The 23,228-nt window shown below is 66.2% G+C and carries 18 protein-coding genes; 6 read left to right on the top strand and 12 right to left on the bottom strand.

The features are described 5' to 3' along the window. Positions 1 to 453: 453 nt before the first annotated feature. Both ASC89_RS13695 and ASC89_RS13690 read right to left on the bottom strand, forming a co-directional pair. Complete coding sequence (locus ASC89_RS13695) at positions 454 to 2,550, bottom strand: ABC transporter substrate-binding protein (protein WP_055998662.1); 2,097 nt, start codon at positions 2,548 to 2,550, stop codon at positions 454 to 456. A 68-nt stretch (positions 2,551 to 2,618) separates the two neighbouring features. Then, positions 2,619 to 3,551, bottom strand: coding sequence for a phytanoyl-CoA dioxygenase family protein (locus tag ASC89_RS13690; RefSeq protein WP_055998660.1), 933 nt, complete (start codon positions 3,549 to 3,551; stop codon positions 2,619 to 2,621). A gap of 95 nt (positions 3,552 to 3,646) precedes the next feature. On the opposite strand from ASC89_RS13690, the gene ASC89_RS13685 reads away from it, so the two are divergent. The 6 genes from ASC89_RS13685 (at position 3,647) to ASC89_RS13660 (ending at position 12,707) form a co-directional block, all read left to right on the top strand. Next, positions 3,647 to 4,477, top strand: a complete 831-nt coding sequence (locus tag ASC89_RS13685; RefSeq protein ID WP_055998658.1) for an AraC family transcriptional regulator — start codon at positions 3,647 to 3,649, stop codon at positions 4,475 to 4,477. 103 nt (positions 4,478 to 4,580) lie between these two features. After that, a complete protein-coding gene (locus tag ASC89_RS13680) occupies positions 4,581 to 5,048 on the top strand; it encodes a hypothetical protein (protein ID WP_156384619.1) in 468 nt (155 codons plus the stop codon). A 179-nt stretch (positions 5,049 to 5,227) separates the two neighbouring features. Beyond that, entirely contained in the window at positions 5,228 to 7,423 is a 2,196-nt protein-coding gene (locus tag ASC89_RS13675) for a GMC family oxidoreductase N-terminal domain-containing protein (RefSeq protein ID WP_055998655.1), read from the top strand. A 92-nt stretch (positions 7,424 to 7,515) separates the two neighbouring features. Then, positions 7,516 to 10,431, top strand: coding sequence for a hypothetical protein (locus tag ASC89_RS13670; protein WP_055999005.1), 2,916 nt, complete (start codon positions 7,516 to 7,518; stop codon positions 10,429 to 10,431). Further along, a complete protein-coding gene (locus ASC89_RS13665; protein WP_055998653.1) occupies positions 10,428 to 12,089 on the top strand; it encodes an alkaline phosphatase family protein in 1,662 nt (553 codons plus the stop codon). Before ASC89_RS13670 ends, ASC89_RS13665 begins: the two co-directional genes overlap by 4 nt. 6 nt (positions 12,090 to 12,095) lie before the next feature. Beyond that, the gene (locus tag ASC89_RS13660) at positions 12,096 to 12,707 is read left to right on the top strand and encodes a hypothetical protein (protein WP_055998651.1); all 612 of its coding nucleotides are present in this window, start codon (positions 12,096 to 12,098) and stop codon (positions 12,705 to 12,707) included. Positions 12,708 to 12,719: 12 nt separating this feature from the next. Here the strand turns inward: ASC89_RS13660 and mepA are convergent, their stop codons facing one another. The 10 genes from mepA to ASC89_RS13610 all read right to left on the bottom strand — a co-directional run bounded on the left by mepA (position 12,720) and on the right by ASC89_RS13610 (position 23,143). Then, on the bottom strand, positions 12,720 to 13,571 hold the full coding sequence (gene mepA / locus ASC89_RS13655; RefSeq protein WP_082533389.1) for a penicillin-insensitive murein endopeptidase: 852 nt from the start codon (positions 13,569 to 13,571) through the stop codon (positions 12,720 to 12,722). 115 nt (positions 13,572 to 13,686) lie between these two features. Beyond that, positions 13,687 to 14,724, bottom strand: coding sequence for a Gfo/Idh/MocA family protein (locus tag ASC89_RS13650; RefSeq protein ID WP_055998647.1), 1,038 nt, complete (start codon positions 14,722 to 14,724; stop codon positions 13,687 to 13,689). A gap of 10 nt (positions 14,725 to 14,734) precedes the next feature. Then, on the bottom strand, positions 14,735 to 15,937 hold the full coding sequence (locus ASC89_RS13645; RefSeq protein ID WP_055998645.1) for a hypothetical protein: 1,203 nt from the start codon (positions 15,935 to 15,937) through the stop codon (positions 14,735 to 14,737). After that, positions 15,934 to 16,806 carry a carbohydrate ABC transporter permease gene (locus tag ASC89_RS13640; protein WP_055998643.1) on the bottom strand — a complete coding sequence of 291 codons (873 nt, stop codon included), beginning with the start codon at positions 16,804 to 16,806 and terminating at the stop codon, positions 15,934 to 15,936. Before ASC89_RS13640 ends, ASC89_RS13645 begins: the two co-directional genes overlap by 4 nt. Next, positions 16,803 to 17,693: a carbohydrate ABC transporter permease gene (locus ASC89_RS13635; protein ID WP_055998641.1), complete on the bottom strand. Its 891-nt coding sequence runs from the start codon at positions 17,691 to 17,693 to the stop codon at positions 16,803 to 16,805. The genes ASC89_RS13640 and ASC89_RS13635 overlap by 4 nt, the downstream gene beginning before the upstream one ends. A 77-nt stretch (positions 17,694 to 17,770) precedes the next feature. Further along, the gene (locus ASC89_RS13630; RefSeq protein WP_082533388.1) at positions 17,771 to 19,081 is read right to left on the bottom strand and encodes an ABC transporter substrate-binding protein; all 1,311 of its coding nucleotides are present in this window, start codon (positions 19,079 to 19,081) and stop codon (positions 17,771 to 17,773) included. Between the two features lie 106 nt (positions 19,082 to 19,187). Then, complete coding sequence (locus ASC89_RS13625) at positions 19,188 to 20,462, bottom strand: neutral/alkaline non-lysosomal ceramidase N-terminal domain-containing protein (RefSeq protein WP_055998639.1); 1,275 nt, start codon at positions 20,460 to 20,462, stop codon at positions 19,188 to 19,190. Next, entirely contained in the window at positions 20,450 to 21,595 is a 1,146-nt protein-coding gene (locus ASC89_RS13620) for an N-acetylglucosamine-6-phosphate deacetylase (RefSeq protein ID WP_055998637.1), read from the bottom strand. The genes ASC89_RS13625 and ASC89_RS13620 overlap by 13 nt, the downstream gene beginning before the upstream one ends. After that, entirely contained in the window at positions 21,592 to 22,365 is a 774-nt protein-coding gene (locus ASC89_RS13615; RefSeq protein WP_055998635.1) for a sugar isomerase domain-containing protein, read from the bottom strand. Before ASC89_RS13615 ends, ASC89_RS13620 begins: the two co-directional genes overlap by 4 nt. After that, the gene (locus ASC89_RS13610; protein WP_082527946.1) at positions 22,358 to 23,143 is read right to left on the bottom strand and encodes a glucosamine-6-phosphate deaminase; all 786 of its coding nucleotides are present in this window, start codon (positions 23,141 to 23,143) and stop codon (positions 22,358 to 22,360) included. The genes ASC89_RS13615 and ASC89_RS13610 overlap by 8 nt, the downstream gene beginning before the upstream one ends. Positions 23,144 to 23,228: the final 85 nt, after the last annotated feature.

The raw sequence follows: 23,228 nt of genomic DNA, 5'->3' as shown, positions 1-23,228 counted from the left end.
GATCGGATGGTACGGCCGGGAGTTCTACTTCTGCACCATGAGCTCGTTCCGCAATTCGAGCGGAGGTGCTGTCCCGGTATTCTTGGTTCGCGCCGGAATACAAGTTGTGTGCCGAGCTATACAAAAAATTAGCCATGATTGCAATGGCGACCAGCGCCGCCAACTGCCGCTGAGGTCGTGCGCGACAGACGAAAGCCCGATCCGGGCGGGTCAGGCGCGTCGAACATACCAACTAGTGCTGAGAGCAAATGCAGTGGGGATGGCTTGCGCCACCCCCACCGGCCTTGGTGCAGCAGTGATCGGTTTTGACGATCTGGCGACCGCCGCACCGGGAGGTTCAGTAATCCTGGCTAGGAGCGCTTTCAGGAAAAGTTGCAGACTTTTCCGGTTCGAAAGCGCGACAAAACCAATGACCTGGAGCGTTTCGGCGTTTCATTGAAACGGTGAAACGATCTAAGAGACCGGGCCGTTGCCGATGCCCGGGGCGCCGGGCAGCGATTGCGGGTGCAGCTCATAGCCCGGCTGCTTGTCGGCCGGCACGAACAGCCGCTCACGCATCATGTTGTCGACGTCCCAGTTGAACATGAAGATCGGCACGCCGGCCGGCACGTTGGCGAAGCGCTTGTTGATGATCTCAGCGCCCGGATACTGGGTCAGCCCGATGGCGTAGATGTTCTCGGTATAGAGCCTCTGGTAGCGCTGCATCAGCGCGATGCGCTCCGCCGCGTCGTCGGTGGCAGTAAAGGCGTTCACCGCTTCCACCATCTCGGTTTCGAACGGCAGCAGGTCCATGGTGCCGTCAGGTCCGGCCTGGTGCTGTGCGGCGATGCGCGGGCCGGTGGGCGCCAGCGACGCGGTGTTCTGCACCACGGCCACCAGTTCCGAGCCGTTGCGGATCACCACCCAGTCGAACTGGCCGGAGCTTTGCGCGGCATTGAACTGGGTGCCGGTCATGAAGTTGGCGACCACCCGGATGCCGACCCGCTCGAGGTGTGCGATCACCGCCTCGGCGAGGTTCTTGTCGGTCTGATAGTCGGCATTGGCGAGGATGGTGATTTCGAGATTGCGCCCGCCTTCCTGGTCCGCCGGGAAGTTCAGGATGCCGTCGCCATCGGTATCGGCGAGGCCGGCCCTGGTGAAGTAAGCCTCTGCCGTCTCGGCCGAGTACGGATAGTAGACCGTCGAGGCCTTGTCGTAGAAGGTGGTGCCGGCATAGAGGCCGCCCGGATAGATGGCGGTGAACGGCCCCTTGACCAGCGCCTCGCCGATCGACTGGCGGTCGAGCGCGCTGGTGACGCCCTTGCGGAAATCGAAGTTGCGATTGAGCTCACGCACCGCCTGGCGGCGACTGTCGGGTTCGCCCCAGCCATTGGCGCTGAGATTGGGATAAAGCGTGTAGCCGATGGTACGGGCGCCGAACTGCAGGCGCGACGGGGCACTGGGGTCGGCGGCGCGCTTCAGGGCCTCGACGTAGTTTTCCGGCTGCTCCATCGCCGAATTGTCAGCGGTGCCGGCCACGGCCTGCACGTCGCGATCGGCCCAGGTGGAGAGCCGGTAGTGCACCTCGTCGAGATAGGGCAACTGGTTCCCCGCGTCGTCGACCTTCCAGTAGTAGGGGTTGCGCAGCATGACGATGATGTCGTCGGCCCGATACTCGGCCGGCACCCAGGCGCCCATGACGGGGATGTTGAGGTATTCCGGCTTGATGGCGTTCTTGTACTGGTCGTAGGTGTTGGACGAGTATTTTGGGTGCAGCGGCTTGAAGATGTGCGCCGGGCCCGGACAGAAATTTCCGTAGGCCATCTGGTAGAGATACTGCTTGGGGAAGGCGTCCTTGAAGGTCCACTCGATGGTGTAATCGTCGATGGCGCGGAGCGTGGTGCCTTCACCAAAACTCTCGGGCGAGGCGCCGTTGAGCGGCGTAACGTTGGGGTCGACGACATTGTCCTCCCAGTAGAACATCACATCTTCCGAGGTGAACGGCACCCCGTCCGACCACTTCGCCCCTTCGATCAGGTGCATGGTCAGTTGGTGGCCGTCCTCGCTCCATTCCCAGCCCTTGGCGAGGTTAGGCAGCGGCTCGAGCTCTTCGGCCTTCACCTGGAACAGCGGTCCGGTGCGGGTCAAACACTCCATGGTGCCGATATCGGTGCCACCCCAGCCCTGCGACTGGCCGGCCATATAGTTCCAGCCTTCCGGCCGGCCGCCGATGACGTGGCGCATCACATCGCCATAGACGCCAATGCCATCGGGCAGGTTCGAGGCCTTGTAGACCAGCGGCTCTTTCGGCAGGCGCTCGCCCACCGGCGGCAGCTTGCCGGTCGCAACGAACTTCTCGGTCACCCAGGCCGGTTCGTGGTACTCGGGCAGCGCCCGGTACTCGAACATGTCCTTGACGCCGACGAAATTGGGCGTGCCCTGCGCGTCGAATTTCGGCGGGTCGGGTGGCGTCGTCGGCTCCAGCATTTGCGCCGTGGTCAGCGACGTCGAGGCACTGAGCAGTAGCGCGGCACAGCCCAATAGGCTGAGAGTCCTGGTGGTTTTCGGCATGGTTTCTCCTCGCGGGGCGCGTATGGCGCCTCTTGCTTGTCGGTCGGCTTTTGGGAGGCGACAGGCTGCTAGAGCATGTCGTTGAGGCTCCAGTGGTTGTTCCAGCGGGCGTCGATCTCGTCGTCGACGTTCTGGTAGCGGATATCGGTCGAGAGCCTGATCCGCCGCTCGGGATCCTGGTTGGTGGTCGAGGCGTGGATCATGAACGGGCTGTGGAGCATGACGTCGCCGGCCTCGTAATCGGCGACCAGCCAGCGCGTGTCGAAGCGCTCGGCCATCTCGGGCAGGTCCTTGGAGACCCAGCCGCCTTCGGTCATGTTCTTGTTGTAGGCGCTGATCCGCTCCTCCGGCGTCAGGTCCATGCCCTCGATCTGGAACTTGGCCTCCATATCGCTGCCGATGCGGTGCGAGCCTTCGAGATAGGTCAGCCCGCCCATGGCAACCGAGGTGTCGCCGATAGGGATCCAGGCCGTGACGATGCGGCTGGTGCCGCCGCGCAGGTAGACCAGGTCGTAATGCGCTGGCGTCACTGTCGTGGTGCCGGGCTGGGTGAAGCGCATGATCTTGCGCTTATGCAGGTAGGAGAGCCCGTCGAGGAAGGCGTCCATGAAGCGGGCGAGCCGCGGCTGCGCGCAGAAGCCCTCATAGGCGGTCGAGCGCACCAGCGACATCAGCCGGCGATCGAGCCAGGCCTTGTCGGGTGAGCGCGAGGCGGAAATGCCGGCGGCGAAATCGGTGCCCGGCTCGGTCAGCCGGCCCGCCGCCAGCTGCTCGAACACCCAGCCGCGGAAATCGATGACGTCCTGCCGGTCCAGAAACCCCTTGATGAACAGGTAGCCCTGCTCCTCGTACTGCCGGCGCATCTCAACGAGGCTGGTGGTCGCACTGGTCGGCGTCAGGTAGCCCATGCGGTTGGGCGCCGAGGACAGCGTCTGGCCATTGGCATGCAGCGGCGGCATGGGCGAAGCGGCAGGCCGCTCCGCAGCCACGGAACTTGACATTTCGATCATCCATTGGAACGACTGGTGATGCAGTATCGCTATGGTATGAGCGTCAGCGTCACCATAGACAAAAGCACCATCTGGACTTTTCGCTCATGGCCAACCTTTCCGTCGCCGCCTATCGCCCACATATTCCCGGCACCGCGCCGCTGCTCGGGGTGCTCGAATACGGGGCGCACCGGATCTCGACGCAGATCGAGGATCGGAAGCTCGAGCTGTTCGCCGTGGTGATGGTCGAACGTGGCCGCGGCCGGTTGCACACCGCGTCGAGCGGCAGCCAGGTTGTGGTCGCGCCGGCCATCTTCTGGCTGTGGCCGGGAATGGTGCATTCCTACGGGCCGGATGAGGGCACCGACTGGGACGAGCAATGGGCGCTGTTCGAAGGGCGGATCGCCAACGACGTGCTGGTCAGCGCCTTGATCGAGCCGCGCCAACCGCTGCTGCAACTGCACGAGCTTGGTGAAATGCAGCGGCTGTTCGCGCTGTTGCGGGTGGAGATGGGCGACGACACGCACCTCGCCCGCGCCTCGGCCGGGGCCCGCATGCAGCGCATCGCGCTCACTGCGGCGCACCAGGGCCTGATCGAGCGGCGCGAACGCGCCGAACACCCGATCGCCCCGGCGATCGAAGCGCTGCGTGAGCGGGCCTTCGAGACCGTCGACCTGACCCGCTTCGCCGAGGAGTTCGGCATGTCGCCGGCGACGCTGAGGCGCAAGTTCATCGCCGCCACTGGCGTGCCGCCCAAAGCGTTCCAGCTGCGTCTGCGGCTCGACCGGGCCAAGGAGATGCTGGCGATCAGCAATGCCGGCATCGAGGCGATTGCCCACCAGACCGGCTTCGAGGACGCCTTCTACTTCTCGCGCGTCTTTGCGCAACGCGAAGGCATGTCGCCCAGCAGTTTTCGCAATGCCAACCGGAGGGGGTAGCGGCAGGCGTTTCGCCCTCTGGTCCCGGCTGTGGGCGTTCTGTCAGCTTGCGGGAGTTAGGCTCGGTGATCCCTAGTTATCCGACGAGGACAAGATGTCATCGATGCGGGTTCACAGACTGGCATGGATTATCCTGGTGCTGCCCCTGGTGACGGTAGGACAGCCAGTGCTTGGGCAATCGGAGGGCCCCGCCATCAAGCGCGAGTTCCTGTTCGAGGTGCCGGGGTACAAGACCCAGAACCAGGGCGGGCAGACGATGAACATGTATTTCCACTACCGCTACAACAGCGGCATCGCCGAAGCCGATATCCCGAACTACGAAGACCTGCGCAGCCATGCGATGAAGTTCATGGATGCGGTCGATCCTGCCAAAAATCCCTATTGGGAAACGCTCAACCAGGAGCTGTGCACGCAACTGAAGGACGGCTTCCCGATCGAGGCCATCACCTGCCAGTTGCTGGTCTATCCCGACAACCGGCCGGGGCTGCCATATGAGCCGGGCTATCACGGCTCGATCCACACCATCGGCGATATCGAGCCGCTGGCCATCCTGTCGCCGCCGCCACCGTGATTGCTGCCGGAACGGATGTTGCCCGCACTCCGAATAAGTCCTTCGCATTGTAGTAGAAACGTGAATTGACGGCACGACTGGCAGCGTAAATCCTGACTTCGCCGAGTAGTCATCTGAGGGGTTGGCTCGTGGCTGATAGTTCTGCCTTCCGCCCTGCCGGATTGGACCGGCGTCAATTCATGGCGTCGCTGGCCGCGGCCGTGGCGGCGATTGCCTCGTCTCCGGCCTGGGCGCAGTCGGCGCCCGCCGCGGCAGCAATCGAGAAAACCCACGATGCCCTGTTCGACCTGTGGTTCCCGCAGGCCGAACTGGGGCTGCCGCCCGATGCGGCCAAATCCATCGCCGAGATCGCCGCCGAAGTCAGCAAGGCCATGCTTTCAGGCTTCGAGGCTTCGCCGGTGGCGCAGCTGCTCGCCGGGTTCACCGAACCGCAGGCGCTGCCGTTCTATTCCGAGCTGAAGGCGTCGAGCGATCCGGCGGTGCAGGCCTTCATCACCACCCCGGGGGGCTTCGGCGCGATGGATCCGGCGCTGAGGACGCCGCTCTACTCGTACCTGTTCGAGGGCACGGCCGGTCCCGTCTCGACGCAGATCGCCTCGATCCTGCGGGAGGCCTATCTCTCCTCGATCTGGGACCTGCCGCTGGCGCAGCCGCTCAGCAACTTCCTCGCCCCGCCGGTGTTCGTCAGCCGGCCCGATGTCTATTCGATGCTCAACGCGCCGACGATCGCACCGAGCCGGCTCAGCTACGATGCGGCGAGCAAGACCATCAGCCATGCCGACGGGCCGATCGAGTATCTGGTGATCGGCAGCGGGCCGGGCGGCGCCACCGTCGCCAGCCAGCTGCAGGCGGCCGGCAAGCGGGTGGTGCTGATCGAGAAGGGGCCGTTCGTGGTCTGGGGCTCGATGACGACGCGCAGCTACCCGCGCCTGATGTACAAGGGCGACCAGTCCTTTACCGCCGACAATGCGGTGGTGATCCGCAGCGGCGAGACGCTGGGCGGCGGCTCGGCCGTCAATATCGACCTCGCCTTCTCGCCGCTCGAATCCACGGTGCAGACCCGCATCAATGGCTGGATTGCCGATGGGCTGATGGATGGCACCTATTATTCGACCGAGCGGCTCGCCACCGCCTATGAGTGGGTGCGCCAGGCGATCGGCACGCGCACACTGGCCGAGAGCGAGCTCAACAACGACAACCAGGCGCTGTGGGACGGCGCCGCCGCCTATGGCGCCGACCCCTCGCTCTATCACCTCAACCGCTTCCCGGTCGGCGACTCGCCGTCGCCGGTGAACGACAAGCTCGATGCCGCCCGGCAGCTGCTCTACCCAGCGATCGCCGACACCGCCAATCCGCTCGGCATCATTCCGGACGCGACGGTCGACGAGATTGTGTTCGATGCAACCGGCACGCGCGCCACCGGCGTCACCCTGCACATGACGGCGCCATGGACCGACTACGGCAATACGGTGGTCGACCCGTCAAAGCTCGGCATTACACCCGATGTGCCGGTGAGCATCGCGGCCGAAAACATCGTGGTCTCGGCCGGCACCATCGGCACGACGCGGGTGCTGCTCAACACCGCCAAGGCCAACCCCAAGGTCGCCAATGACCGGATCGGCCGCGGGCTGATCCTCCATCCATCGGTGCCACTGCTCGGGCTGTTCGACAAGGTCATCGACCTGCTCGATGGGCTCGACAGCGCCACCTATGTCTCCTCGTTCGGCGCCTCGCCCGGCTTCATCTACGAGACGATGGCCGGGTTGCCCGCCTATGGCGCGCTGCTGGTGCCGGGCAGCGGCAAGCAGGTCTACGAGGAGATGGCGCGGTTCAACAATTATGTCGGCTTTGGCTGCATGCTTGTCGATACGCCGTCGGCGGACAATCGCGTGGTGCTCGACGCGACCGGCGACACGGTGCTCGAATACACGCTCAGCGATAGCGACAAGGCGCGGTTCCGCATCGGAGTGGCGATCGGGGTGCGGATGATGTTCCTCGCTGGCGCGAAGAAGGTGATCATCCCCTCGAACGAGAACGTGCTCGGGGTCGAGAATTTCGATCCGATGGTCGGCACCTATTTCACCGACATCAAGCAGGCCGACCTGATCGATGAAAACCTCAAGTTCATCCCGAACCGCAATGTGCTGACCTCGGCGCACCTGCAGGCGACCAACAAGATGGGGCCGAGCGGTACCGGCGTGGTGTCGCTCAACCATCGGCTGTGGGCTGCCGATGGCAGCGAGGTGCCAAATGTCTACGTGATGGACAGCAGCATCTTCCCGACCTCGGTCGGCGCCAATCCGATGCAGTCGCTCTACACCATCGCCAAAATCTTCTCCGAACGACTGATCGAGGGCATCCCCCAACCGAGCTGAGGATTCTCGTGACCATCGAGGCGGCCTGCTCCACGCAACGGAAGCGCATAACGCCGAGGCGCTCGCTCGCAACGCTCGTCGGCGGCCTCGCGATGGCACTGCTGTCAGCGGCCGGCGCCGTGGCGGGTACCTGCCCGGCCGAGCAGCAGACGGCGCTGGCACCGGTCGATCCGCAGCTCTGCCTCTCGCTCGACGCCGATATCCGCAACCCCGGTGGCTTCGCGCTCGATGTCTATGAGAAGAAGCTCGACGCCTTCCTTGGCCATTATTGCCACCGCGATCCCGCCCGCGGCTGGGCCCGCGACAAGACGGTGCGCGATACCGGGCCGTTCACCGCGACGCTTGCCGATGGCAAGTGGATCGGCAGCGAGCACGGCACGCACGCGCCGGTGGTGATCTGGTACTCGCCCGAGATGCTGGCCTGGCTTGAGCAATATCGTTCCGAGGCCACGGATCCGAATGTAACGCCGCCGCCGGTGCCCGCCGGGGCGGTAATGATCAAGGAGATGTACCCGGCCCCGGCCGCCGACTGCGCCAGCGTCGACCCGATGAAGCTGTTCCCGACCAGCGGCGCGGCCGTCATGATCCGCGCGCCCGACGCTTCGTTCGATGGCTGGTTCTGGGGGTGGTACGGCTTTGGCGCCAAGAGCGGCTGGACCCCGGACTGGCCGGCGCCGCCTGGCAACTCGATCCCCGATATGGGCTTTGCCCAATACTGCATGAACTGCCACGCCTCGGCCAAGGACAACCTGACCTTCGCGACCACCGCGAATATCGAGGGGCATCCCGGCACGCCGACAGTGTTCCTCAGCCAGAACTTCTTCGTCGACGACCCGGCGACGCCAGCGACCCCAACCCAGCACCAGGCGGCGGCACAGGCCGATTTCGGGGCGCCGCGCCTGCTGGTGCCGTTCAGCACGCCCGACCCCGCTATTGTCAAAGACCTGATGGCCTATGCCGAGGGGCTGCCGCCGGCCGCCACCGTGCAGCCGATGCCATCGCAGACCTATGACAATACCTGGGTGGCGGCGGGTGGGCCGACCGCTGCCGACACCTTCCTCACGTCGAGCCAGTGCATCGGCTGCCACGATGCCGGCAGCACCGGGCTGCAGTTCGACATGACGCAGCCCAACCCGCACGGCAATACGCTCGACAACCTGTCGCCCTATGCAACCTGGCGGTCGTCGCCGATGGGGCTTGCCGGACGCGACCCGTTCTTCTTCGCGCAGCTGGCGAGCGAGACGCAGACTTTCCACCCGGACTCCGCCGACACCGTGCAGACGGTCTGCCTCGGATGCCACGGCATTGCCGGGGAACGGCAGTTCAATATCGATAGCAAGCTGGCGGGCGGGCAGTGCTCGAGCTTCGAGCGCTCGGTGCTGGAGACGCTGCCCTGGGAGGGCGGCACGTCGCACCTCGCCCAATACGCCATGCTGGCCCGTGACGGCGTCTCGTGCACCGCCTGCCACCGCATGGCGCTGGGCGATCGGGTCACCGAGAACTTGCTCGCGGCGCCGCAGAACGCCTGCGTCGCCGAGCGGCAGGCGCTGCTCAACCCCGACAATACCGGCTTTGCCAAGACCTTCACCGGCAGCTTTCTCGTCGGCCCGCCGGATTCGCTGATCGGGCCGTTCGACAAGCCGCAGACCACGCCGATGAAGCAGGCGCTCGGCATCACGCCCGAGGAGCATCCGACCATCGCCGCGTCGGAGGTCTGCGGCTCCTGCCACACGGTGCACCTGCCGGTGCTGCAGGACGGCAAAATCATTGCCCATATCTATGAGCAGACGACCTATCCCGAGTGGGCGTTCAGCGCTTTTCGCACCGGCTCGACACCCGACGGGGTGCTGCCGCAAGGGGCGGGCACCACCCCGCTCTCCTGCCAGGACTGCCACATGGCGACCAGCGACGCCAATGGCGTGCCGTACAAGTCGAAGATCGCCAGCATCCAGGAATACTCGAACTTCCCGCAGGCCGATAACGCCACCGCACCGGAGAAGATCGACCTCCAGACGCGCGATAACTTCGCGCTGCACACCCTGGTCGGGCTCAATGTCTTCCTGGTCAAGCTGGCCCAGCAGTTCCCCGATATCCTCGGCATCCCGATCGCCGATCCGATGCTGGGCACCAAGGGCACCGACCCGCTGCTCTGGACCGAGGGCGCCATGCTGGATCAGGCGAGGCAGCACACCGCCGATATCGCGGTGGGCAGTGTCGCCGTCAGCGACACGGCGCTCACCGCCACGGTGAAGGTGACCAACAAGGTCGGGCACAAATTCCCCTCGGGGGTCGGGTTCCGCCGCGCCTTCATCGAGTTCTCGGTGCTCGATGCCGGCGGCCAGCTGTTGTGGCGCTCGGGCAACACCAACGCCGCGGGCGCGCTGGTCGACGCCAATGCTGCACCGCTCGACGGCGAGTATTGGTGGGATGCCAATTGCAAGGCCCGCATCGCACCGGAGCAGCGGCTGCACCAGCCGCATTTCGAGACCATCACCAGCCAATCGCAGGCGCAGGTCTACCAGGAGCTGGTCTCGACCCCTGGCGGCGCGGCGCCGGTCTGCGGCGCCGGCTCGTCCCCCTCGGGTCAGCTGACCACGAGCTTCCTCTCGATCTGCTCGACGGTGAAGGACAACCGGCTGCTGCCCGACGGTTACCTGCCGCTCGAGCAGCGGGTCGAGATCGCCAATGCGCTGGGCGCCGGCGACGACCTGGCGCTCGAAGCCGGCTCGGTCGGCATCGGCGACGACCCGGATTACGTCGCGGGCGGCTCGGACAGCATCGCCTATGCGGTGCCGCTCAGCGAGATCAGCGGCAAGCCGGCCAGCGTCAGCGCCACGCTCTACTACCAGGCGACGCCGCCCTTCTACCTGCAGGATCGCTTCTGCACCGCTTCGGGCAGCGATACTGACCGGCTCTACCACATGGTCACCCGCCTCAACCTCGAGGAGACACCGGCCGAGGGCTGGAAACTCGCCATCGCCGCCACCAGCCAGGCGCCCGTGCCTTGAGCAAGGCCGCCGGCCCATCGCGGCGCAACTTCCTCAAGCTGAGCGCTGCGGCGATGGCCGGGGCGAGCGCCACGCCGGGCCATGCTGCCGAGGCGGTGGCGAAGGGCGATCCGGCCGCAGCGCTCGACCACCTGGTGGTGATCATGTTCGAGAACCGCTCGTTCGATAACCTTTTGGGCCACCTCTATCCGCCTAGTCAGGTCCCCGACGGACAGAGTTTTGACGGCATCGGCAATGGCAGCTTCGCCAACCCGTCGCCGAGCGGTGATATCGCGGCGCATATCTATGCCGGCGCGACCGACGCGATCATGGCGAGCCCGACGCCGGACCCGGGCGAGGAATACCCGCACGTCAACACGCAGCTGTTCGGCACGGTCGACCCGCCAGGCAATGCCGGGCTCGATTTCAGCGCCATGACGGCGCCGTTCAACGCGCCACCCGCCGGCTCCACGCCGGGCATGAACGGCTTCATCACCGACTACATCAACAACTTCGTCGCAACGCAGAGCCGGCAGCCGGAACCGGACGAGTATGCCGTGGTAATGGGCGGCTTCAGCCCCGACATGCTGCCAGTGTTCAGCACGCTGGCCCGCGGCTTTGCGGTCTACGACGCCTGGCATTGCGCCGTGCCGTCGCAGACCTTCTGCAACCGCGCCTTCTTCAATGCCTCGACCTCGTCCGGTTTCGTCACCAATAGCGGTGGCGCAGTGGGTTATCTCAAGTGGATGGACCCCAAGCTCAATGCCGCGCCGACCATCTTCAACCGGCTCGAGGCAGCGGGCATCTCCTGGGCGGTGTATTTCGACGAGACGCAGATCGTCTCCCTGACCGGGCTGATCAATGGCCCGGCGCTCATGCCCTACTGGAAGACCAGGTTTCGCGGCATGCAGCAATTCCATGCCGATGCCGCCGCCGGCACGTTGCCGGCCTATGCCTTCATCGAGCCGCGCATCATTTTCGACCACAACGACATGCATCCGCCGGTCGCTGCCTTCGATTTCGTCGGCGCCGACGGCGTCACCGTGCAGGTCGGCGGCAATTCCGACGTGCGGGCCGGCGAGAAGCTGCTGCACGAGGTCTATTCGGCGATCCGCCTCTCCGCCTCGCCTACCGGATCCAATGCCGGCAACACGCTGCTGCTGGTTACGTTCGATGAGCATGGCGGCACCTACGACCACGTGCCGCCACCTGCGGCAACGCCGCCGGCCGGCCTCACCGATACTGAGATGGGTTTTGCCTTCGATCGGCTCGGGGTGCGCGTGCCGGCCATCGCCATTTCTGCCTATACGCAAGCCGGAACGATCATCAACGAGCCGATGCACCACGCCGCCGCCATCGCGACGCTCTGCAACCGCTATGGCCTTGCACCGCTCACCGCCCGCGACGCCGGGGCACGCGACCTCGGCAACGCCATCAACCTGACGGATCCGCGCCCGGCAGCCGATTGGCCCGAGACCACGCCGCAATATGTGCCGCCCAACCCCGAAGCCGGCGGCCCATTCTCCGAGGCGGCCGGCAAGGCTCCGCTCAGCCCGCCCGGCCGCGCGCTGATGGGGATGCTGGTGAAGAATTTCGGCCTCCCCACCGACGAAGTTCCCACCACCTATGACGAGGCCTATACGCTGCTGCAGCGCCTCGGCCCCGGCCTGTTCGGTTAGCAGCAGATGACCTCCACGGCGGTCCTGCTGGTGCTCGTCGTCATCGCGCTCCTGGTCGCGATCATCATCTTCGACGTCTTTACCCTGGGCACCAAGGGTCGGCTCAATGCGCTCAGACAGTGGCAGACGCTGATCGGCACGATGCTCGGCTTCGTCACCGGCGCCGGGGTGCTGGCGATCTCGAGCGCCATCCAGGACGAGACACAGGTACGGCGCAACCAGGAGGCGCTGGTGCAGGTCGGCAACGCGCTGCGCGTCGAAGCGAGGGATCTCGACGGCGTGCTCGCCCGGGCCCAGTTGCTGCGCGAGACGCTGATGCCAAGCGACCCTAACAAGCCCGCCGGCTGCAATGGTACGGTGAACGAGCTGGTCGATGCCTTCCAGCGCGACACCCCGATCTACACCGCCGCCGTGCCCAACTTCATCTCGGTGGGCGAGCCGAACCTGGCACTGTTCGTCTCGTTCTATGCCGGCTTCGAGGAGTTGGCGCGGGCCGCCAAGCAATATGGCGACAATGGCTGCCCGGTGGTCGCCAAGGAAACGGTCGCGCTGTTCTACGGCCGCATCGACGCGGCTCGCGCCGACTTCGGCAGGATCGCCGCGATCTACAAGGGATAACGGCTAGACAGCTCAGTCTGCCTTGAGCACGGCGGTGCAGGCCTTGGGCAGATCGGCGAGGGTCAGTGGTGGGGCCGGTGGCTTGTCGCTCGGGTTGTACGGCTCGTCGGTGAACCAGTAGTCGAGTTCGGCGCCACAGCCATCACCGGCCGGAGCCGGCGCCTGGTTGACGCAGAGCTCGACGCCCGCCGGGCAGTCGAGGCGCACGTGGAAATGGTCGTCATGGCCGTACCAGGGGCGGATCTTGTTCAGGAAGCTGCGGTCGCGCCAGGTGACGGCGCAGAGCGATTTCTTGATCCCCGGCGCCACAAAGATGCGGGCCACGCCCGGCAGCTCGGCGGCGCGATAGAGCAGCAGGCGCTGCGCTTCGCCGAAGCGCTGGGGGTCGATCTCGCGGGTGCCCTTCTTCAGCATCGAGCGGGCGGAGAGGCTCTCGCGCTCATCGGCGCTGAGCTGGTGATCCGGCATGCGCTCGAACCAGATGTCGACGTCGAGCCCGATCTGATGCGAGGCGTGCCCGCTGGCCATCGGCCCGCCGCGCGCCTGCCCCATATCGCCAACGAGGATCCCCGGCCAGCCATCCTGCGCCGCCGATTGGGCGAGCGCCCCGATATAGCTGACGAGCTCGGCACTGCCCCAGCGCCGATCGCGCGACAGGCGCATCGCCTGCCAGCCCGGCCCATCGGTCGGCAATTGCACCGCACCGGCGATGCAGCCCTTGGCGTAACTGCCCACCGGCACCTCGGGTCCGGTGGTCGGCGAATGCATGGCGCCGAACAGGTCTCGCGCCGGTTGCGCCAGCGCCGCCGAGAGCAGCGCCAGCAGGGCGACAGCCGCCAAAGCAAGCACGCGAAGCACAGCCATCATCACCCCCCACGAAGCACCCACGACTCACGGTTCTTGATCGTAACATCAGGGCCGTGTCATGGCGGAGCGGCACATTCGGCCCTGCCTCGGCGCGAGCCCAATTGCATTGCGCTCAGCGGTCGAGGTCAGCCAGCCGGACCGGGCGCTGTTCGGCGCTCGAGGCGAGGAGCGCTTCGATCAGCCGATGCACCTTGAGAGCCTCCTCGCCGGTGACCAACGGCTCGCGGCCCTCGTCCAGGGCATCGAGAAAATCCTCGAGCACGGCGCGGTGCCGGGCGTGCGAATAGCCCATCGGGTCGGCGCCGCCACCATGGCCGGCGGCAGCGACAGAGCGATCCTCGATGCTGCCATCGCGCCAATAGAGCATCAGGCTTTCACCTGATATCACCGCCGTGGCCCGGTCGAAGACCAGTTCCAGCCGTTCGGGGAACCCCGGGAAGCTGGCAGTGGTGGCATCGATCGAACCGATCGCGCCATTGCCGAAGCGGATCGCGGCACTGACCACGTCCTCGCATTCCATCCGGTGGGTCCGCGAGGTGCCGGCCATGGCGCTGACCTCGGCGACCGGGCCGGTGAGGCTCAGGAACAGGTCGAGCGCGTGGATAGCCTGGGTCAGCAACACGCCGCCGCCGTCGCGCGCCAGCGTGCCGCGGCCCGGCTCATCGTAGTAGGATTGGGCCCGCCACCAGCGGATCGAAGCCGAGGCGGTCACCAGTTCGCCCAGCTCTCCCTCAGCGATGCGGCGCCCGAGTTCGCGCGCATTGGGCCGAGTGCGGTTCTGCAGCACGATGCCGAGCCGGACACCGGCGGTACGGGCGACCGCCACGACTTCGCGGCTCCGGGCCGGACTGTGCTCGATGGGCTTTTCCAGCAGGATGGCTTTGCCCGCGGCGGCCGCCAGCCGCACCATTTCGAGATGCGCCGATGGCGGGGTCAGCACCAGCACGACATCGACCCGCGGATCGCCGACCAGGGCGTCGAGGTCGTCGCTGACCGGAAAGCCATAGGCCGCATGGGCCGCCTCGCGGCGCTCGGCCGAGCGGCTGAACACACCGATCACTTCGGCCCGATCAGTCAGATCACGCAGGCTCAGCGCATGCGGCTTCATGCCCATGCCGGCGCCGATCACGGCGATGCCCCTGCGCTGCATGTGCCCTCCCCTAGCTCCGGCGACCGACCACATCGATCGCAGCCAGCAGGCTCAGCCCGGTGTGGTAGCCGGGGTCGAGATCGGGGGTGGCCGGCACGTAGTCGATCGGGCCATCGTCGGTGAGGCACTGGTAGGCAATGCCGGTGCCGGGGCGCCAATAGTCGCGGAAGAACACCTCGTCGGCCTTCTGCCAGACGCGGAGGCTCTCGGCGCTGTGCGAGCGCTCGTGGCAGAGCGCTGCGCTGCGGATGGTTTCGGGCAGCGACCACCAGGGGCAATAGGGGCTGATCGGTGCGCCGCTCGCCGCCGACACCACCAGCCGCACGCCGGGCCCCACAAAGCCGCGGTCGAACGACGAGACGAGGATGGTCTCCAGCACGCGCAGCAGTTCCGGGTCGACGTCGGCCTCAAGGTAGTCGAGCGCGAAGCCGACGAACTCGATGCCGTGCCCGACATTGCAGCGATCCTCGCCCGGCACGTTACGCAGCAGCCCACTGGCGGGATCGAAATAGTTGTCGATGACATGGCCGATGAAGCGATCGGCGAAGCCGGCAAGATTGCGGTGGCCGATGCCGGTCAGCAAGGCGCCGGCACTCAGCATGATCATGCGCGGGCCAAAGTCCGCCGCCTCGGCCTCGAGCATCTCGCGCCCCAGCGGCAGCTTCTCGTCGATCTGGAAGCGATCGTCCTCGATCGCGGCGATCACCTTTGCCAGCGCCGCGAGCTGGCGCGGCAGATCGGCGGGCGCATAGCGCGCCGCGCCGGCAACCAGGCCCTTGGCGGCAAAGGTGTCGGAGAAGCTGTAAATGTCGGCCGGCTGGGTCTGGGGAACGAAGACTTCACCCTCGAAACGGATCGGGCGCATGTCGCGGTCGTAACAGAAATACACATGCCCATCGGCGGCGCGCAGCTTGTCGAGCGCCGTATAGAGCCGGCGCCCGGCCACGTCGAGGGCGAGCGTGAGGTCAGGGTCGGTGCTTTCGAAGGCCGACGCGTGAGTGACGATGGCCTCGAGGGCGCGGCCCTGTATCCAGCCATAGACATGGTCAGGCCCGCGCCAGCCGTCGACCGCTGCGTAATCGATGAGGGTCAGCGGGTTCAGCTTGGTGTTGACGAAGGTGCCGTGCAAAGGCGGCCGCGCCAGCATCCAGCGCAGCGTCTCGGCGTTGGAGGCGAGATAGCGTTGCCGCGCCGCGGCGAAAAACTCGGTCATTCCTTGAGCCCGGTGCTGGCGACGCCTTGAACGAAGTTGCGCCGCAAGAAGACGAACAAAGCCACCGACGGCACGAGGACGATGGCGGAGGCGGCGCTCAATCGGCCGAGGTCGACGGTGAAGCCGGTCTGGAACAGCGCGAGGCCGACCTCGATGGTATAGCTGTCCTTGGTGGTGGCGACGATCAGAGGCCAGGCAAAGGCCGTCCAGGCCTGGAAGAAGGCAAGGACGAACAGCGCCCCGAGCGCGCCGCGCAGCAGCGGCACGACGATGCGGATGAAGATCCAGATCTCGCCGGCGCCATCGATACGGGCGGCCTCGAGCAGCTCGTCGGGGATCGAGTGGATGACGTTCTGCCGGATCAGGAAGATGCCGAAGCTCATCACCAGGTAGCCGAGCAGCAGCCCCCAGACCGAGTTGAGCAGCCCCATGCTCTGTGCCTGGAAGTAGAGCGGGATCATGTAGACCTCGAACGGCACGATGGCGGTGGCGAGGATGATGGCGAACAGCACGCTCATCGCCCGCGACGGGAACTTGGCGAGGATGTAGCCGGCAATGGTCGAGGTGATGAGGATCGCGATGGCCGAGAGCAGCGCGAAGCTGAAGCTGTTGAAGATCCAGCGCAGCAGCGGCGTATCGGCCAGCACCGCCTCGATATTGGCGAGCGTCGGCTGGGCCGGAATGACGGTGGGCGGCCAGCTCAGCATTTCCTGCGGCGTCTTGAAGGCATTGGCGACCAGCAGCACCAGCGGCAGGATCATCAACAGCCCGAACAGCCCGAGGAACAGGTCAATACCGAGATTGGTGGCGCGCGCCTTGAACGTCCGGTCGCCGACTTCACGGGAATGTTTCTCGATCTCGGTGCTCATCGGGGGGCCCTCTTGTCACGCAGCAGGCTGAACTGCACGAAGGTCAGCAGCAGCACGATGGCGAGCAGCACCACCGCCTCCGAGGCGGCATAGCCGACGCGGTAATTGCGGAAACTGTTCTCGAGCATATCGAGCACCAGCACCCGGACCTGCCGCCCCGGCGCGCCCTGCGCATCGGAGGCCAGCACGTAGACCTGGGCGTAGACGTTGAAGGCCGACACCAGCGTCACCACCGAGACATAGAGGGTGATCGGCTTCAGCATCGGCACCGACAGGTGCCAGAACGACTGCCGGCCCGAGGCGCCATCGAGCTTGGCCGCTTCGTAGACCGAGACCGGCAGGCTCTTGAAGCCGACGAGGTAGATCAGCACGGCGAAGCCGAGCGCCTGCCAGGAGCAGAGCACGATGACGCAGATGATCGACAGCACCGGGTCGAACAGCCATGACATCGGCTTGACCCCGAAGATCGAGAGGAACGCATTAAGCGGTCCGAGCCGCGCGTCAAAAATCCATTTCCACGCCATGGCGGCGGGCACCAGCGACACCACGTGCGGGATGAACACCGCCGTCTCGTAGAAGGCGGCGAAGCGCGAGCGGGTGCGGTGGAAGATCAGCGCGGCGATCACCAGCGACAGCGGAATGGTGATCAGCAGCACGCCGAAGGCGATGATCGAGGTGTTGAACAGCGCCTCGTGGAACAGCCGATCGCCCAGCAGCTCCTGGAAATTCCTGAGCCCGATGAACGGCTTCTTCTTCGACAGGATGTCCCACTTGTGCAGGCTCAGCCGAAGAATCTCGCTGATCGGGTAGACCCGGACAAAGGCGAAGATGGCGATGACAGGCAGGATGGCAAGCAGCGAGAAGAGCAGGCGTCGTCGCTTCAGCATGTCATCGTCTCCGTGCTGCCTCCGGGGCATGATCCCCGAAGGCAGCGGTTGAGCAAGGGCAGGTTTGCAAAACCGATTTACTGGCCGAGCAGGCCTTCACGGTCGAGAATGGCATTGATCTCCTTGTCGGCATTCTCGAGGAAGGCCTTGAGCGCCGTATCGTCGGTGGCGAGCTCCGGCTTGGCGAAGGCTTCAACGAGGAAGGCTGCGGCGCGGGTCTGGATCTCATCGATCGGGCCGATGGCCGGAACGGTGAAGAACTCATAGCTCGCGGGGTAGTTGACGTAGGCTTCGAAGCCGGGCTTGGCGGCAAGGATGGCCGAGAAATCGAGACCGGAGCGGTTCGGCAGCCAACCGACATTGTCGAGCAGCCAGAGCAGGTTTTCAGGCTTCTGGGTTGCCAGCACGAAGGCCCAGGCGGCGGCTTCCTTGTCGGCGCCGGCTTTGACGTAAAGCTGGCCGGGGCTGACGATCGAACCACGCGGCAGCGTCGCCGTGGCATATTTCAGGTCCGGGGCCTTGGTGGCGATATCGCCGATCACCCAGGACTCGCGGATGAACATGGCAGTCTGGCCGCGCTCGAAGGCGTCGGCGTCAGCCGGCGATTCGACCGTCACGGTCTTGGTGTCGAACAGGTTGTGCAGGTACTGCTTCATGGTGGCGGTGCCGGCCTCGGAGGCGAAGTTCGACTTCCACAGGCCTTCGCCGGCGGGCGCGATCAGCTCGCCGCCATGCTGCCACATGTTGATGGCGAACTTTTCGGCAATACCCGAGCCGCCACCCGAGAGCCGCATGCTCCAGCCGGTGACGGTGGGCGCACCGCTGGCATCGCGCTGCGTCAGCTTTTCGGCATAGGCGTCGAAATCGGCCATGGTCTTGGGCGGCTCGGTGAGGCCGGCCGCGGCGAACATGTCGGTATTGTAGTAGAGCGCGCTCTGGCCGCGGAACAGCGGCATGCCGTAGACGGTGCCGTCATAGCTGGCAGAGTTGACGAAGAACTCGCCGAAATTGGCGGGATCCTTGACGAAGGCCGTCACGTCGGCCGGCGGGGTGTTGAGCAGGCCGCCCTCGAGATAGCGGGCGGCAATGGTGGTCGCCAGCTCGATCACCTCGGCGGCTTCGCCGGAGGTGACGCCGAGCGCCACGCGCTTCTCGTGTTCGCGCAAGGCGATGGCTTCAACCGTGACCTTGAGGTCCGGGTATTCCGCCGCCATCCCCTCGGCGACGTGCTGATAGAACGGCGCCAGTTCCGGATAGCCGCTCCACACCCGGATCTCCTGCGCGGAGACCGCCGTAGCGGCTAGCCCGAGGCCGGCGGCGGACACCAGCAGCAGCTGTCGTCCTGATATCGAGAAGGCAGAAAGCTGAGGCCGAGAAAGCAATTTCATCATCGTTGTCATCCCTGTTTAACGAACGATCCAGCACATAGTGAAGTCTTGACTGCAACCGGTTGCGTGTCAAGCGGCGCAAACCGCGCGACAGCGTCGAAACCCCTCATTTTCTAGGCGTTGCAGCCTGTTTTGGTAGTCCGAGCAAGGTCTTGGCCGCGAGGGCCAGGCGCTCGGCAGAACCGGCGGCGAATGCCCCCGGCATACCGATGAAGCGATGCGCTTCATCGACCTCGTAGCCGCCGAAGCCAAACTCACTGGCTGGCGGAATGTAACCCGGCGTGCCGTCGGCATAGGACAGCACCAAAGCCGGCCGGCCGGCGCAGGCAGCGCGGACGGCAAGGCCGGTTTCGGCAAAGATCTCTCCGGGCAGCGCCGCGATCGGCAGGCCGCCCCAATCGAGGACACTGACGCGACCGGCCCAGCTTCCCGCGGGTTGGCCGGCATAACGGCGGGCCCAGTTCGCCCAATGGCGCAGCACCGTAGCGCGCACCGGCTCGGCGGTGCGGGCCTCGTCATCCCAGGCAGCAGCCAGCGCCGGCAGGTCGCGTTCGCGCCGCTCGAGGCTCAGTTCTACCCATTGTTCCCCGGCGGTCGCCGTATCGCCGAGCCCTGTCTCCGGCGCCGCGAGCGCCGCCTCGGCGATCCGGGTGCCCAGCCGCTCGGCGTTCTCGAAGGTGCGGGTGGCGCTGGCGTTGAGCGTCACCGACGCCTGCGCGGTGTGACCGATATTGACGTCGCCACAACAGCCATTGAGGAAAATCGCCACCGCGCCCGGATGCGCCGCCTCAATCGTCGTGCGAACGAAATGCGGGAAATCCGCGGTCATCAGCCGGTTGTCGGCACCCAGCACGGTCGGGTGGCAGGCATAGGAGACGACCACCGCCAGCAGGCTGCCGGCCGCGTCGCGGATGCGCAGCACCGGCAGGGCGCGATCGAGCGGGCCGTCGGCGTGACGGCGGTTGCGGGCCACATCGGGATCGGCGCCGAGACCGACGCTCAGCGTGGCCGGCACGGCGTTGGCGGCAGCTTCGGCCAGCGCGGCGACGCAGCCGTCCTCGAGCATCTTCAGGAATGCCGGGGCGGCCTCGGCGCTCAGCCGGTCTGCCATCGAGACGGGCGCGCCGTGCGTATGGGTGGCCGCGACGATGACATTGGCTGACGGCAACGGGCAACGCTCGCGAATGCGGGCGCTCATCGCCTCATGGATGCCGATGACGTCGGCGACGACAATCGCGGTATCGCCGACCACCACGGCCCGTACGGTCAATGGATCATGCGCCCCGGTTGCCGGCTCGGTGCGGGCGGCAAAGCCGGCGAGCAGCAACCCGGGTGGCGGGGTGATGTCGACGACGGCGACGCCGGCCTTCAACGCGCCCATACCCGCTCCCCACCCAGATAGGTTGCAGCAATGGTCAACCGCTCGGCGTCTGGCGCCCACTCGAACTGAATGAGGTCAGCCGCCGCGCCGATTTCGAGCAAGCCACGGCCACCGGCAAAGCGGCCGGAATGGCGCGTCGCGAGCCCCAGCACCTGAGCGAGGCTCAGCCCGGTCATCGTGACGGTGCGCGCTACGCAATCGCCCAGCGGCAGCGCGGCGCCGGCGAGGTAGGGCGTGCCCGGCGGCCCCAGCCGGCCATTGGCCTGCAGTTCGACCCGGCCACCGATGGTCTGGTGATAGATGCCCGGCTTCAGCCCGCCGGGCGAGACCACGTCCGACACCAGCAGCGCCTTATCTAGCCCCTTGGCGCGCAGCATCACCTTCAGCGTGTCGGCCGGCAGGTGGTGGCTGTCGCCGATCAGTGTGGCGGTCAGCCGATCGTCGGCCAGTTGCGCCCAGATGACGTTGGGATGGCGCGGCAGCAGGGCCGATATGCCATTGCCGAGATGGGTCGAGAGCGTGGCACCGGCTGCTGCCGCGGCATGAATCTGCTCGGGGCTTGCATCGGTATGACCAATGGCGACGTGCACCCCCTGCCCCGCCGCGTGCCGTACCAGCGCGATGGCCGCATCGGAATGCGGCGACAGCGTCAGCAGCCCGACCAGCCCGCCGCTCGCTGCCTGCCAGCGCTCGTATTCGGCGATATCGGCGTCGCGGACATGGGCGGCCGGATGGGCGCCGCGCGGGCCGTCATGGACAGAGATGAACGGACCTTCGACATGCACGAAGGGCACGGCGCGGGCAACCAGCGGGTAGCGGGCTCGCGCCTCGCGGATCGCCATGAGCCCGGCGGTGATGTTCGCCTCGCTGGCGGTGACCAGGGTCGGCAGGAAGGTGGTGGTGCCCAGCGCCAGCAGCATTTCGGTCAGCGCCAGGACGCGCTCCGGCGTCACCGTGCCGTCGTTCAGATCGTGGGTGGCATAGCCATTGACCTGCAGGTCGACGAGGCCCGCCGAGAGATAGAGCGGGCCGTGGTAGTCCGCCGCCTCGACGGCAGCGATCCGGCCGTCGGCGATGCTGATGGCAAGGCCCTGGCCGGTTTCTGGAGCGCGGCCGACGATTGCTGCCGTCACAGCCAGCGCACCCGCTCGGCAAAGCGCGCGATGAACTTCGCGTTGGCCTCGTCGCCGCCGGGGGCGTTGCCGCTGCGCCAGACCGGCGGCTCGATGCCGCGTTCGACCAGCTTGGCGACGGTGCGGATCACCAGGTTGTTGAGCGCGAAGGCGTTGGCGAAAGTGGAGATGGCGCCGATCTTTTCACCCATGCCGGGCACCTGAACGATCGCGTCGCCGATCGGCACCTTGCAGTCGATGGCGATATCCACCAGCTCGTGCAGGTTGTGCTTGGTCGGGTGGCGCGCCGGGTGGGTGGGCGCGGAATTGTTGGCGTGCTCGTGCGAGTTGACGCCGATCAGAAACACGCCGCGGCGCTTGGCCTCGAGCGCCGCATCGATCAGAGCGGCGTTGATGCCGTAGGCGTTGACGAGGATCAGCAGGTCGCCTTCGCCGAGCCGCTGGTCGGCGATGACGATCTTGCCATAGCCGGGAGTGCGCTCGATCGCCATCGAACGCAGCGAGCCGCCGGAGAGCAGCGTGCCCTCGTCGAGGATGGCGCTGACATGCATCAAGCCGCCGGCGCGAAAGAAGATTTCCTGCGAGGCGAGGTTGGAGTGGCCGCCCGGCCCGTAGGCATAGACCAGCCGGTCGGCGGCGATCTGCTCGGCCACCCGCTCGGCGGCACGCTCGGTCGCGTCGCGCTCCTCGACGAGGATGCGCCGCATCAGGGCGGTGACGTCGTCATAGTAGCCACGGCAGAGTGCGTCGGCGTCGATCAATTCAGGCATGGGGATCTGACTCCGCGTCGAGGTAAAGCGTGCAGTCGGGGTGGGTACGGAGGATCGATGCCGGGCAGGCCGTGGTCAACGGGCCCTCGAGCGCCGCGCGCACGGCGTTGCGCTTCACCCGCCCCGGCACCATGCAGAACAGCCGGTCGGCCCGCAGCAGCCGCGGCACGGTCAGCGTGATGGCGCGCAGCGGCACATCGGCGAGGGTAGCAAAGCAATCATCATCGACCTGCTGCTGCCGGCAGACCTCATCGAGCTCCACGACTTTGACATCGAGCGGATCGTTGAAATCGGCCACCGGCGGGTCGTTGAAGGCGATGTGGCCGTTCACCCCGATGCCGAGCTGCACTATATCGATCGGGGCCTCGGCCAGCAGCGCCGCGTAATCGCGCGCCGTCGCCTCGGGGTCGTCGCCGGGGAGGATCGGGTGCACCGCGGCGAAGGGCAGGCGGCCGAAGATGTAGCGCGACAGCCAGCTGCCGAAGCGCTCCGGCGCGTCGGGGGCGAGCCCGATATATTCATCCATGTGGAAGGCGGTGACGCGGCGCCAGTCGATGCCGGGTTCTGCCGCCAGCGCATCGATGACGTCGCTCTGGCTCGGAGCGGAGGCAAAGACCATGCGCACCGCAGCCTGCCGGGCGAGCCGCGAGCGCAGCTCGGTGGCGATCTCGCCGGCAGCGACGCGTCCCAGCTCCTCGCGGGTGACAAAGCTCCGGACCTTGAGCTGGTCTACTCGCCGGTAACGCGTTCCGGCCTCAGGCACGACACTCGAACTCATCGGCTAAAGCACTCCCCGCGACGCATCGTTCTCGAACCACGATTTCGTTTGACTATCGAATGCAACCGGTTGCACGTCAATCCCC

Origin of the sequence: Devosia sp. Root413D1, from assembly GCF_001425235.1 — a bacterium.
In the GTDB taxonomy this organism is placed as follows: Bacteria; Pseudomonadota; Alphaproteobacteria; order Rhizobiales; family Devosiaceae; genus Devosia_A.
Note: the sequence above shows the minus strand (reverse complement) of the source record. Positions and strands in the feature narration are given on the sequence as shown.